This window comes from Pseudomonas sp. 10C3 (assembly GCF_036346185.1).
Classification (GTDB): domain Bacteria; phylum Pseudomonadota; class Gammaproteobacteria; order Pseudomonadales; family Pseudomonadaceae; genus Aquipseudomonas.
This window is the reverse complement of sequence record NZ_JASJVE010000018.1, coordinates 137256-150240: the sequence shown is the minus strand read 5'-3', so window position 1 is coordinate 150240 and position 12985 is coordinate 137256. Positions and strand designations below refer to the sequence as shown.

Annotated in this window: 11 protein-coding genes; 4 read left to right on the top strand and 7 right to left on the bottom strand. The window is 58.9% G+C overall.

Annotated features, from left to right (window positions below):
• The 4 genes from QN399_RS18735 to QN399_RS18720 form a co-directional block, all read right to left on the bottom strand.
• A partial coding sequence (locus QN399_RS18735) for a pilus assembly protein PilP (RefSeq protein WP_330201394.1) occupies positions 1-440 on the bottom strand: 440 nt, incomplete at its 3' end.
• The gene (gene pilO, locus QN399_RS18730) at positions 437-1060 is read right to left on the bottom strand and encodes a type 4a pilus biogenesis protein PilO (protein WP_322177454.1); all 624 of its coding nucleotides are present in this window, start codon (positions 1058-1060) and stop codon (positions 437-439) included. The genes QN399_RS18735 and pilO, both read right to left, overlap by 4 nt.
• Positions 1057-1623 carry a PilN domain-containing protein gene (locus QN399_RS18725; RefSeq protein WP_322177453.1) on the bottom strand — a complete coding sequence of 189 codons (567 nt, stop codon included), beginning with the start codon at positions 1621-1623 and terminating at the stop codon, positions 1057-1059. The genes pilO and QN399_RS18725 overlap by 4 nt, the downstream gene beginning before the upstream one ends.
• Positions 1623-2687: a pilus assembly protein PilM gene (locus QN399_RS18720; RefSeq protein ID WP_322177452.1), complete on the bottom strand. Its 1065-nt coding sequence runs from the start codon at positions 2685-2687 to the stop codon at positions 1623-1625. The genes QN399_RS18725 and QN399_RS18720 overlap by 1 nt, the downstream gene beginning before the upstream one ends.
• A gap of 206 nt (positions 2688-2893) precedes the next feature.
• Here QN399_RS18720 and QN399_RS18715 point away from each other — a divergent pair, with 206 nt between their 5' ends.
• On the top strand, positions 2894-5341 hold the full coding sequence (locus tag QN399_RS18715) for a penicillin-binding protein 1A (protein ID WP_322177451.1): 2448 nt from the start codon (positions 2894-2896) through the stop codon (positions 5339-5341).
• Between the two features lie 121 nt (positions 5342-5462).
• Here the strand turns inward: QN399_RS18715 and QN399_RS18710 are convergent, their stop codons facing one another.
• The 3 genes from QN399_RS18710 to rpmE form a co-directional block, all read right to left on the bottom strand.
• Positions 5463-6731, bottom strand: coding sequence for a malic enzyme-like NAD(P)-binding protein (locus tag QN399_RS18710; protein ID WP_322177450.1), 1269 nt, complete (start codon positions 6729-6731; stop codon positions 5463-5465).
• A 181-nt stretch (positions 6732-6912) separates the two neighbouring features.
• Positions 6913-7716: a thermonuclease family protein gene (locus QN399_RS18705; protein WP_330201393.1), complete on the bottom strand. Its 804-nt coding sequence runs from the start codon at positions 7714-7716 to the stop codon at positions 6913-6915.
• 23 nt (positions 7717-7739) lie between these two features.
• Positions 7740-7976, bottom strand: coding sequence for a 50S ribosomal protein L31 (gene rpmE / locus QN399_RS18700; RefSeq protein WP_219063572.1), 237 nt, complete (start codon positions 7974-7976; stop codon positions 7740-7742).
• A 167-nt stretch (positions 7977-8143) separates the two neighbouring features.
• On the opposite strand from rpmE, the gene QN399_RS18695 reads away from it, so the two are divergent.
• The 3 genes from QN399_RS18695 to QN399_RS18685 all read left to right on the top strand — a co-directional run bounded on the left by QN399_RS18695 (position 8144) and on the right by QN399_RS18685 (position 12921).
• Positions 8144-10363, top strand: a complete 2220-nt coding sequence (locus QN399_RS18695; protein WP_322177448.1) for a primosomal protein N' — start codon at positions 8144-8146, stop codon at positions 10361-10363.
• 130 nt (positions 10364-10493) lie between these two features.
• Positions 10494-12230, top strand: a complete 1737-nt coding sequence (gene argS, locus QN399_RS18690; RefSeq protein ID WP_330201392.1) for an arginine--tRNA ligase — start codon at positions 10494-10496, stop codon at positions 12228-12230.
• 1 nt (position 12231) lies between these two features.
• A complete protein-coding gene (locus QN399_RS18685) occupies positions 12232-12921 on the top strand; it encodes an SPOR domain-containing protein (protein ID WP_322177446.1) in 690 nt (229 codons plus the stop codon).
• Positions 12922-12985 lie beyond the last annotated feature (64 nt).

The following is a 12985-nucleotide window of genomic DNA, read 5'->3' as shown; positions in this document are numbered from 1 at the left end:
CCCCCCCCCCCCCCCCCTTTTTTTTTTTTCACCCCAATGACGGCATAGGCAGATGTGTATAAGAGACAGCCACCACCACCGCGCATCAGGGCAAAGATCCCCGAGTCGTTGGCCATCGTGCCGACCATTTCGAATTGCTCGATATTGAAGCCTTCGAGGAATTGCTTGACCCGCGTTTCATCCGGTTTGACCTGCTGCGAGCCCTTCTGCCGACGGACCAAATCAATCTTGACGAGCGGCTGGAACGGGCTACGCAGTGCAGCGGCGCTGTAGGTAAAGGCTTCGTAAGGGCGGAACTTTGGCAATGGCTCGATAACGCCCGTCGGGCGTGCCCGCACTTCATCCATATAGGTCTGCAAGTCGCCAAACTGATTGCCATTGTCGCAACCGGACAGCCCGATCAAAGCCACACTCATGCACAACAGTCGAGCGGCCCTCATTGCTGCTGCCCTTTATCGTTATAACGGTAGGTCTTGGCCAGAATGCTCATGCGCAGCTTTTGCGTACTGCCAGGCTCCACGGGTTTGATCTCGAAATCATGCAAGGTCACGATGCGCGGCAGACTGGCCACGCCGCTGACAAAGGTCGCAAGGTCGTGATAGGCACCGACCACCGTGATCTGGATCGGCAATTCGATATAGAACTGCTGAGCCGCTTCCGGCAGCAATTTGATCTCTTCGAACTCAAGGCCACTGCCCAGACCGGTGCGGGTGATGTCTTCGAGCAACCCAGGGACTTCAGTGTCGCTGGGCAATTGCCGCAATAATGCGCCGAAGGACGTCTGCATTTCCGTCATCTGCGCTTTGTAGGCCTCCAGGTTTGCAGCCTTGAAAGCCTTCGTGGCAAATTGCTCTTTGAGCGCGACTTCGGTCGCTCGCGACTGGTCGAGCTGATCCAGCAAGTCTTTGAGGTAAAAGTTGTAGCCCAGCGCCAGGACCACGATCAACACCATCGCCCCGGCGATGGATTTGACTGCCGCTGGCCATGAGCCAAGGTTGTTCAGGTCCAGATCGTTGAAGTCGATCTTGCGCAGGCTGTCCAGCCATTCCTTTGGATTCATGGCTTGACCCCTTTAATCGCAGGCTGAGTCTGACGCACCGTTAACTGGAAGGTGTTTGTCTGGTCGACCGCACCCGCCGGGTTGGCCTTGACCTCGTTGAGACTAGGCGCCTCAAGCCAATCAGAGGCGTCGAGATTACGCATCAGGTCCGAAACACGGTTGTTCGATTCAGCGGCACCGCTGATGCTAATAATCTTGCCGGTCATTTTTACATCAGAGAAATACACGCCATCAGGCAAGGTACGCGCCAACTGATCGAAAATTCGTCCGATGATCGGGCGATTGCCTTGCAGGTCCTGAATGATTTTCATCCGCTCCAGCAATTGCTTGCGCCGCGCCTTCAACTCGCTGATTTCTTTAATCCGGTCATCGAGCAGGGTAATTTCTTTCTGCACATACCCATTGCGCGCCACTTGGTGGTCGACCGCATTGCTGATGTATTGATCGCCAAAGAAGATCACGCCGACGGCAATGACCAACACCCCGACAAGCGCCGTCAGGAAACGCTTCTTTCGCTCTTCGCGCAGTTGTTCGCGCCACGGTAACAGGTTGATCCGCGCCATCAGTCAAAGCTCCTTAACGCCAGACCACAGGCAATCATCAAGGCCGGAGCATCACTGGCCAGCGCCCCCGCGTTGACCTTGCTACTTAGCGCCATGTCGGCGAACGGATTGGCCACCAGCGTGGGCGTGCCCAGACGTTGCTGAATCAAATGGTCCAGGCCTGCAAGCGAAGAGGTACCACCCGCCAGCATGATGTAATCCACGGTGTTGTACTGACCGGCCGCAAAAAAGAACTGCAACGAGCGGGTAACTTGCTGAACCACGGCATCCTTGAACGGCTGCAGCACCTCGCTGACATAGTCATCCGGCAGACCGCCCTGTTTTTTCGCCAGGCCCGCTTCTTCTACCGCCAGACCATAACGACGCTGAATTTCTTCAGTCAGTTGCCGGCCGCCGAACAATTGTTCGCGGGTATAAATAATCCGACCGTTGTGCAGCACGCTCAAAGTAGTCATGGTGGCGCCGATGTCGACCACCGCCACGGTCAGCTGCTCGTGATCGTTGCCCAACTGCGCAGCAAGCAGGCCGAAGGCGCGCTCCAACGCATACGCTTCGACATCCACGACCTTGGCATTGAGGCCCGCCAGCGCCAGGGCGGCTTCGCGAACCTCTACGTTTTCCTTGCGGCAGGCGGCGAGCAGGACTTCAACGCGCTCGGGGTTGCGCGCCGAGTAACCCTGCACTTCAAAATCGATGGCGACTTCTTCAAGGGGATACGGAATGTACTGATCAGCTTCAATCTTGAGCTGACTTTCCATGTCATCGTCCGACAGGCCAGCGTCCATCTCGATGGTCTTGGTGATCACGGCAGAGCCGGCCACTGCCACGGCGACGCTTTTGACATGAGTCTTGGCCTTGACCAACACCCGTGACAATGCCTGACCGACCCCGTCGAGATCGGCGATATTTTTTTCGACTACAGCGTTGGCGGGTAGCGGTTCGACCGCGTAGGACTCAACTTTGTAGCGAGTGCCGGAACGACTCAATTCAAGGAGTTTTACCGAGGTGGAGCTAATATCGATCCCTAGAAGGGTATTGGCCTTCTTACTGAAGAGTTCGAACACAACCGATTCCCTATGAGTTTCCGTCACTTACGGATTATTGAGTGTCCAATGCCTGTGCCAGCCGCCTTGACAGTAGCGCAAATCACGCTCCGACACGAAAAATGCTTATAATGCCCAAGCGTTTTTTCGTAAAGCCAAGCTTCAAACCGTGTTCATTTGTAGATGCCTGCGCTTAACCCATTCTTTTATCTGGAAATCCAAAAGCCTTGATACGCCTGCTGAAGTTTTTCTGGTGGTCATTCGTCGCTGTGTTCTGCGGGCTGCTGCTCGTTTTGAGCGGTGCATTTTTGTACCTCAGCCCGGGCCTGCCTTCCGTCGAGTCGCTGAGAAGCATCCAATTGCAAATTCCGCTGCGGGTTTTCAGCAGCGACGGCAAATTGATTGCAGAGTTCGGCGAAATGCGCCGCTCCCCTATTCGCTTCGCCGACATTCCACCCAATTTCATTAACGCCCTGTTATCGGCAGAAGATGACAACTTCGCCAATCACTACGGCGTTGACCCCAGCAGCCTGATGCGCGCCGCCTCCCAATTGGTGAAGAGCGGCCATATCCAGTCCGGCGGCAGCACGATCACCATGCAAGTCGCGAAAAACTTCTTTTTGACCAGCGAAAGAAGCTTTTCCCGAAAAACCAACGAAATCCTTCTGGCCCTGCAGATCGAGCGCGAACTGAGCAAGGACGAAATCCTTGAGCTGTACGTCAACAAAATCTACCTGGGCAACCGCGCTTACGGCATCGAAGCTGCGGCGCAAGTGTATTACGGTAAATCGATCCGCGACCTGAGCATTGCACAGATGGCGATGATCGCCGGCCTGCCCAAAGCACCTTCGCGCTTCAACCCGTTGGCCAACCCCGTGCGGGCCAAAGAGCGTCGCGACTGGATTCTGGGGCGCATGCACAAATTGGGCAAGATCGATCAGAGCGCCTATGAAATCGCCCTGGCCGAACCCATCAATGCCAGCTACCACGTCCAGAGCCCGGAAGTAAACGCGCCCTATATCGCCGAAATGGCCCGCGCCGAAATGGTCGGCCGTTATGGCAGCGAAGCGTACACGGAAGGTTTCCGCGTCACCACCACGGTACCCAGCAATCTTCAGGAAAATGCAAACACCGCCGTTCAGGAAGGATTGATCAGCTATGACCAACGTCACGGCTATCGTGGTCCGGAAAGCCGTCTGCCCGGCAAAACCCGTGATGCATGGGCACTGGAGCTGACCAAACAGCGTTCCATCAGCGGCCTCGAGCCGGCGATTGTCACTCAAGTCGATAAAGCCGGCCTGCATGTGCTGTCCCGCAACGGCGAAAAAGAAGAAGCCGTCTCCTGGGACAGCATGAAGTGGGCACGACCGTTCCTTAATACAAACAGCTTGGGTGCACGCCCACAACAACCATCCGATGTCGCGCAAGTGGGCGATCTGATCCGGGTGCAGCGTCAAGTGGACGGAAGCCTGAAGTTCAGCCAGACCCCGGCAGTGCAAAGCGCACTGGTGTCGCTGGACCCCCAAAATGGTGCGATTCGCGCGCTGGTCGGCGGCTTTGCTTTCGAACAGAGCAATTACAACCGCGCCATGCAGGCCAAGCGTCAACCGGGCTCGAGCTTCAAGCCGTTCCTGTATAGCGCCGCGCTGGACAACGGCTACACCGCCGCCAGCCTGGTCAACGACGCGCCTATCGTGTTCGTCGATGAGTACCTGGACAAAGTCTGGCGGCCGAAAAACGATACCAACACGTTCCTCGGCCCGATCCGTTTGCGCGAAGCGTTGTACAAGTCACGCAACCTGGTGTCCATCCGCCTGCTGCAAGGCCTTGGCATCGACACCGCGATCAACTACATCACCCGCTTCGGCTTCAACAAGCAGGATCTGCCACGCAACCTGTCGCTGGCCCTGGGGACTGCAACGCTGACGCCGATGGAAGTCGCCACTGGCTGGAGCACCTTCGCCAACGGCGGTTACAAAATCAGCCCGTACCTGATACAGCGCATCGAAAACCGTGACGGCGCAACCCTGTTCGTCGCCAATCCGCCGAGCGTACCGGCCAATGACGCCAAGCCCGCGGCCAACACCGCCACCTTTGCCGTCAATGACAACCCGAGCATGGTGCCCGCCTCGTCGACCTCAACGACCAACGAGCCACAAGCGCCAGCCGTCGCCGAGCGCATCGTCGATGGCCGCACCACCTACATCCTCAACAGCATGCTGCAGGACGTGATCAAGCGCGGTACCGGCCGCCGCGCCCTGTCGATGAACCGTCCGGACATCGCCGGCAAAACCGGTACGACCAACGAGTCTAAGGACGCCTGGTTCACCGGTTACAACGCGGACTACATCACCAGCGTCTGGACCGGGTTCGATCAGCCGGAAAGCCTGGGTCGCCAGGAATTCGGCGGCACGGTCGCCCTGCCGATCTGGATGAGCTACATGAGCGCCGCCTTGAAAGATAAACCACCGCATGTTCAGGCCGAACCGGAAGGCATCCTCAGCCTGCGAGTCGACCCGGTCAGTGGCCGTGCCGCAACGCCGAGCACGCCCAACGCGTATTTCGAGCTGTTCAAAAGCGAAGATACGCCACCCAGCGTGAACGAAGTGGGCGGCGGCAATGCACCCAACAGCCCGCTACCTGCGGATGAATCGGCGCCAATCGATCTGTTCTGATGCCCTTGCCTTCCATAAGGAATCTGTTGATCACAACAGACTCCTTGTGGAAGCACCCTGATTGGCACCCACAAAAAAACCCTGCATCGCTGCAGGGTTTTTTGTGTATCGCAACCAGGACTTAGCCGTTGAAAACGTCATCGACGCTCTTGAGCGGGTAGTTCTTCGGATACGGCAGGGTGGCTACGCCGGTTTCGATGGCGGCTTTAGCCACGGCATCGGAGATCACACCCAGGAGGCGCGCATCCATTGGCTTCGGAATGATGTATTCGCGACCGAATTCCAGCTTGATACCACCGTACGCATCGCAGACTTCCTGAGGAACCGGTAGCTTGGCCAGTTTACGCAGGGCGTGGGCGGCAGCGATTTTCATCTCTTCGTTGATACGCTTAGCACGAACATCCAGTGCGCCACGGAAGATGAACGGGAAACCCAATACGTTATTGACCTGGTTCGGGTAGTCCGAACGGCCAGTGGCCATGATCACGTCATTGCGAGTGGCGTGAGCCAACTCTGGGGCGATTTCCGGATCCGGGTTCGAGCACGCGAACACGATCGGGTTAGCCGCCATCAAGCTCAGGTTTTCAGCGCTCAGCAGGTTCGGGCCGGACAGCCCCACGAACACATCAGCACCTTTCAAGGCATCGGACAGTGTGCGTTTTTCAGTCGCATGGGCGAACACGGCTTTGTACTGATTCAGATCGTTACGGCCAGAATGAATCACGCCAGTACGGTCGACCATGAAAATGTTTTCGATCTTCGCCCCCATGCTCACCAGCAACTTCATGCAGGAGATGGCTGCTGCGCCTGCACCCAGGCAAACGATTTGGGCGCTGTCCAGGCTTTTGCCTACGATTTCCAATGCGTTGATCATGCCGGCCGCAGTAACAATCGCCGTGCCGTGTTGATCATCGTGGAACACCGGAATGTCACATTGTTCAATCAGCGCTTTCTCGATCTCAAAGCACTCTGGCGCCTTGATGTCTTCAAGGTTGATGCCGCCAAAGGTGATGGAGATGCGCTTAACGGTGTCGATGAACGCTTGCGGGCTTTCTGCATCGACTTCGATATCGAAAACGTCAATCCCTGCGAAACGTTTGAACAGCAAGCCTTTACCTTCCATCACTGGCTTGGAAGCCAATGGACCAAGGTCACCCAAGCCAAGAATAGCGGTGCCGTTGGAAATGACCGCTACCAGATTACCCTTGCCGGTGTACTTATAAGCAAGCTCAGGATCACGGGCAATTTCGCGCACCGGCTCGGCAACGCCCGGGCTGTATGCCAGGGCCAGGTCACGCGCAGTGGCGGTAGGTTTGGTTATCTCGACACTCAGTTTCCCGGGGCGAGGCTTGGCATGATATTCGAGAGCGGCAGTTTTCAAATCTGACATGTGGGCATTCCGCTTTTTTACTGTTGGACTGACGGACCGCCGAGGATACGCAAGAAGGAAAGTCCTCACAAGACTGACTAGTCACTTCTGTCAAGGCCCGGCCTCTACGACTTTACGCCAAGGGGGACGGAACACAAGACCAGGACTGTCTACAACTCAAAAAGCAAACTGCCTACACTTTTTATTGATCGAGAAAACTCAGCATCGCGGGATGAGTAATGGGCAACATCCAGCGCGCCTGCCCTGACTTGAGCCCGCCACGACGCGAACGATCAATCACCCAACCATGCGCTTCGATGCTCCGGCCTTTAAGGCGCTCCAGTCGAGAGACGTCGAACTGACTCACTAACTTCGGCGCGATCCGCAACACCAGCGAGCCCTGCAACTCAATCCACACGCCGCCAGCATTGCGCTGCACGTCGCTGACCTGCCCGGAGATCAGGGCAAAACCGCCGCTATTGATTTTCCCGACCGGCTGTACCGGCGACGTACGCCACACACCCAACCCGGCTTGGCGCGCACTGCGCTCTGCCCGCTGCAGGCAGTCGAGCAGGGCGACATTGGGGGCGATCACCACTTGATAGGCCAAACCCTCGGCCAACAACTGCGCCTCAAGGTTTTCGCCCTGACGACCATAGACGTTGGCCAGCGTACGACCGTAATGATCCTTGGGCTCCTGGCCCACCTGCAGACTGACCCGGCCGTCGTTTTCGTCGACCAGACTTTGCAGGCGGCGCCTGGCGGCATCAGCGAAAGGCTCGGCGGAACGGCCTTTCTTGCCGGTCTCTGGCGCATTCAGTCCAATCATCCGCACACTGCGGCCATCGCTCAGGCGCAGGGTATCGCCATCCACGACCCGCTGGACCGCGAATACAGGCAGGGAGTCGGGCGCCGGGCACAAGGCCTGGGCTGCCGTCAGCCAAATCGCGGACATAAAAAAGGCGCCCGCGAGGGACGCCTTTTTAAGCAGCCTGGAGTAGTCCAATGGACCTTCCAGAACGGCCAGCCTTACTCTGCAGCAGCTTCAGGAGCTTTGGCTGCGCCGAAAGCACCGAAACGCGATTTGAACTTGTCGACACGGCCGCCGATATCAAGAGTCTTCTGCTTGCCGGTGTAGAACGGGTGGCACTCGTTGCACACGTCAAGGCTCAATGGCTTGGCGAGGTTGGAGCGAGTGTGGATCACGTTGCCGCAGCTGCAAGTCGCGACAATGGCTTCGTAAACTGGATGAATGTCAGCTTTCATGGGTACTTCTCCGGGCTAGCGTGCCGCCGCGCAACACTATTGTTGAACACCGCACGTAATTAGGCTGCGGATACTACCAGACATCGCCAACGACGCAAGCGAACGTTAAAACCGGCCGTCTGCTAAGATCGCCGCTTCGTCACAGACCGTTACAGAGAACCCTCCGCGTGCCCGACGCCATTTTGCGCCTCGCTCTGCCCTCGCCGCTCAGACGCTTATTCGACTACCGCGCCCCCACCGGGGTGTTGCGCAGTGCGTTACAGCCGGGCATGCGCGTACGCGTGCCGTTCGGTCGGCGCGAGATGATTGGCATTCTGGTGGAGATCACTGACCACAGTGACGTCCCGGCTGAAAAGCTCAAACCGGCCGTGGCCATCCTCGATGAGCATCCGCCGCTGCCGCCTTCGCTGTTCAAACTGTGCCTGTGGACATCGCAGTATTACCAGCACAGCCTCGGCGACACCTTGAGCTGGGCCTTGCCGGTACTGCTGCGCCAGGGCGAACCCGCCGAAGCGCGGCAGGAACGATTCTGGCAAGTGGCTCCCGGCGCCAGACTCGATGACCCGCGCATCGCCCGCGCACCGAAACAGCGTGAGGCCCTGACCACCCTCGCCCAGCATCCGCATGGCGTGGCCAATCAGTTACTCAGCAAACTGATGCTCAACCGGGAAAGCCTGAACCTGTTGCTGGCCAAGGACATGGTCAAGGCCGAAGTGCGCCGCCATGCGCCGAGCGAACGTCATGAGCGCTGGCTGGCGCAACCTGAGCTGCCACTCAACCCCGAGCAACGCGCCGCATACGAAGCCATTCGTGCCGGCTTCGACACCTTTCATGCATTTCTGCTGGCAGGCGTCACCGGCAGTGGCAAAACCGAAGTCTATTTACAGCTGATCCGCGAAACCCTGGAAGCCGGCAAGCAGGCGCTGGTGTTGATCCCGGAGATCAACCTCGGCCCGCAAACCCTGGCGCGCTTCGAACAACGTTTCAACGCACGCATCGCGCTGGTGCACTCGGCGGTCAATGACCGGGATCGCCTGGATGCCTGGCTGGCCGCGCGCGACGGCGAGGCCGACATTATTATCGGCACCCGCTCCGCGCTGTTCACGCCAATGAAGAACCCCGGCCTGATCATTATTGATGAAGAGCACGACGGCTCCTATAAACAGCAGGAAGGTCTGCGCTACCACGCCCGCGATCTGGCGTTGGTGCGGGCCCGGCAGGAAAACATTCCGATTGTCCTCGGATCCGCCACGCCATCACTGGAAAGCCTGCACAACGCCTACACCGGACGCTACGGCCTGCTGCGCCTGAACCAACGCGCAGGCGGCGCGCAACAACCGCGCTTCCTGCGGCTGGATGTGAAGAGCCGGCCACTGGACAGCGGTATTTCCGGACCGATGCAACAAGCCATCGCTCAGACTCTGGCTGCAGGCCAGCAGGTCCTGGTGTTCCTCAACCGTCGCGGCTTTGCACCGACCTTGCTTTGCCACGACTGCAGCTGGCTCTCGGAATGCCCGCGCTGCGACGCGCGCATGACTGTGCACCAGCGTTCCGGCGAATTGCGCTGCCACCATTGCGGCCATGTCGAGCGCGTCCCACGTCATTGCCCGGCGTGCGGCAAGGTCGACCTGCGCCCCGTGGGTGCGGGCACCGAGCGTGCAGAAGAGCGCCTGGGTATTTTGTTCCCGGACTTCCCCGTGCTGCGGGTCGACCGCGACAGCACCTCGCGCAAAGACGCAATGAACCAGCTGTTCGCCACCATTCAGCGCGGTCAGCCGTGCATTCTGGTCGGCACCCAAATGCTCGCCAAAGGGCACCACTTCCCCCGTGTGACCCTGGTGTCGATTCTGGATGCCGACGGCGGTTTGTTTTCCGGCGACTTCCGCGCCAGCGAGCGCATGGCGCAGTTGATCGTTCAGGTCGCAGGGCGTGCAGGACGGGCCGAAGAACCAGGCAAAGTGATCATCCAAACGCATCTGGCCGACCACCCACTGTTAATTCAGCTGACCGAGCAAGGCTACTTCGCCTTCGCCGAACAAGCGTTGAGCGAACGCCGGGCCGCTGGCCTGCCACCGTTCTCGCACCTGGCGCTGCTGCGCGCCGAAGCGCACAAGCCGGGACAGGCCGAAGGCTTTCTCGACAACGCCTGCGCCGAGGCCGAACGCTTGTTGGCTGAAATGAATCTGGGCGCCATTGAGTTGCTGGGCCCGGTCCCGGCGCCGATGGAGCGGCGCGCCGGCCGCTACCGCGCGCAATTGCTCCTGCAAGCCAGCGCCCGCGCGCCCCTGCATCGCTTGCTCAGCGCATGGCTGCTGGTGCTTGAAAACATGCCCAGCGGGCGTCAGGTGCGCTGGTCGCTGGACGTGGACCCGGTTGATTTGTATTAAGGGCCAAAGCCGGCATCTTTAAGACCGCATGTCCATCATGGTTGGCAAGCCTGCCCTCGCAACGGATAATGCCCAGTTTTTCCACCAGCGCATCCAGGCGCCGCCGCGCTTGCGGTCGAAAGAGAAGACCATGAAAGACACCATTCGCCAGCTGATCCAACAAGCCCTGACCCAACTCGTCAACGAAGGCGTCCTGCCGGAAGGGCTGACACCGGCGATCCAGGTGGAAAACGTGCGGGACAAAACCCACGGTGACTTCGCCAGCAACATCGCGATGATGCTGGCCAAGCCTGCCGGTTTGAAACCCCGTGATCTGGCGGAAAAACTGGTTGCCGCGATGCCCGCCGACGCACAGGTCAGCAAGGTCGAAATCGCCGGTCCCGGCTTTCTCAACTTCTTCCAGAACACCCAGGCTCTGGCAGCACGTCTCGATGCCGCGCTGATCGACCCACAACTGTCAGTCCGCAAGGTCGGTCCCGTACAACGCGTGGTGGTCGACTTGTCCGCGCCCAACCTGGCCAAAGAGATGCACGTCGGCCACCTGCGCTCGACTGTTATCGGCGATGGCGTGGCCAATGTGCTGGCGTTCCTGGGCGACACTGTGATTCGTCAGAACCACGTGGGAGACTGGGGCACTCAATTCGGCATGCTCCTGGCGTACCTGCAGGAAAAACCGACGACCAGCGATGAGTTGTCGGACCTGGAAAACTTCTACCGTGCGGCCAAGCATCGCTTCGACGAATCCGAAGAGTTCGCCGAGCGCGCCCGAGGCCTGGTGGTCAAACTGCAAGCCGGTGACCCGGAATGCCTGACGTTGTGGGAACGCTTCAAAAACATATCGCTGTCCCACTGCCAAACAATTTACGACCGTTTGAACGTCAACCTGACCCCGGCTGACGTCAGGGGCGAAAGCGCCTACAACGATGACCTGGCCAACGTGGTCAGCGACCTCAAGGCTGCAGGCCTGCTGGTCGAGAGCAACGGCGCCCAGTGCGTGTTCCTCGAAGAGTTCAGGACCGCTGAAGACACGCCTCTGCCGGTGATCGTGCAAAAGGCGGGCGGCGGTTATCTGTACGCCACCACCGACCTGGCCGCGATCCGCTACCGCAGTAATGTGTTGAAGGCCGACCGCGCGCTGTACTTCGTCGATCAACGTCAGGCCCTGCACTTCCAACAGGTGTTCGAAGTCGCCCGCCGCGCCGGTTTCGTGACCAATGGCATGCACATGGAACACATGGGCTTCGGCACCATGAACGGCGCCGATGGCCGTCCGTTCAAGACCCGTGACGGTGGCACCGTCAAGCTGGTAGACCTGCTCGACGAAGCCCAGGAGCGCGCCTACACCCTGGTGAAAGAAAAGAACCCGGAAGTCGCTGAAGCCGAATTGCGCAGCATCGCCAATGCAGTAGGGATCAGCGCGGTGAAATACGCCGACCTGTCCAAGCATCGCACCAGCGACTACAGCTTCAACTTCGATCAGATGCTCAGCTTCGAAGGCAACACCGCGCCGTACCTGCTCTACGCTTACACCCGCGTCGCCGGTGTGTTCCGCAAGTTGGGCAAGCCGTTCGACATCAACCAGGGGCATATCGTGCTTGAGGCGCCTCAAGAGCAGGAGCTGGCGGCCCGCCTGGCGCAGTTTGGCGAAACGTTGAACAACGTCGCGGAAAAAGGCACGCCGCATGTACTGTGTGCCTACATCTATGAGCTCGCCGGTCTGTTCTCCAGTTTCTACGAGAACTGCCCGATCCTCGGTGCCGAGAACCCGGAACAACAGCAAAGCCGTCTGCGTCTCACCGCACTGACTGGCCGCACCCTCAAGCAAGGCCTGGAACTCTTGGGTCTGGAAACTCTGGAGCGTATGTAAGTTGGCTGCGAAAAAAAAACCTGCTCCCAAGCGCGGCGCCAGCCGTTATCAGGCACCCGCGAAGAAGCCGATTCCAGGATGGTTGTGGCTGGCGATTGGCCTGTCGGTGGGTGCTTTCATCGTGTTTTTGATGAAACTCGAACCAGGCGGTACTGACGTCAAGCGGGTTAAAGAAGACGCCAAGGCCGCGAAAATCGCCGAGGCGAACAAGACGGCACCCAGCCCGCAGGCACCGGCGAAGCCGAAGTACGACTTCTATACCTTGCTGCCGGAGTCCGAAGTCATCGTGCCGAACGAAGCCGTGCCCGAAAAAACACTGCCCGCGGTCGTAGCTCCGGTTGCACCGGTCACGCCTGCGCAAGCGGCGAAGATTGACACCGCCCGCGCCCAAGCTGCACTCAGCGGCCTGACGCCCCCGCCAGCGCCACCGGTGGCCAAACCGGCTGCGGTGACGAAGTTCTTCTTGCAGGCCGGTTCGTTCCGCAAGCAAGCCGACGCGGACAAGGTCCGGGCGCAGATCATTCTGCTGGGGCAAACAGTGCAGGTTGAATCCGGCACCGTGAAGGACGAAATCTGGTATCGGGTGCTCGTCGGTCCTTACAGCAATCGTGAGCAACTGACCATCGCGCAGAAACAACTGGCGGGCAGCGGCTTCAGCAATCTGCTGTTACAACAGCGTCAGGGTAAGTGATCCACCTGTAGTCCAGGTCAAAGCGGCGTGTCGGATACGCCGCTTTGACGAATAGATTCACTCC

What these genes read in the sequence shown, in the direction of transcription:
- QN399_RS18725 (WP_322177453.1), bottom strand. Translation starts at nt 1,623, where the DNA reads ATGGCGCGGATCAACCTGTTACCGTGGCGCGAACAACTGCGCGAAGAG.
- rpmE (WP_219063572.1), bottom strand. Translation starts at nt 7,976, where the DNA reads ATGAAAGCTGACATTCATCCAGTTTACGAAGCCATTGTCGCGACTTGC.
- pilO (WP_322177454.1), bottom strand. Translation starts at nt 1,060, where the DNA reads ATGAATCCAAAGGAATGGCTGGACAGCCTGCGCAAGATCGACTTCAAC.
- argS (WP_330201392.1), top strand. Translation starts at nt 10,494, where the DNA reads ATGAAAGACACCATTCGCCAGCTGATCCAACAAGCCCTGACCCAACTC.
- QN399_RS18710 (WP_322177450.1), bottom strand. Translation starts at nt 6,731, where the DNA reads ATGTCAGATTTGAAAACTGCCGCTCTCGAATATCATGCCAAGCCTCGC.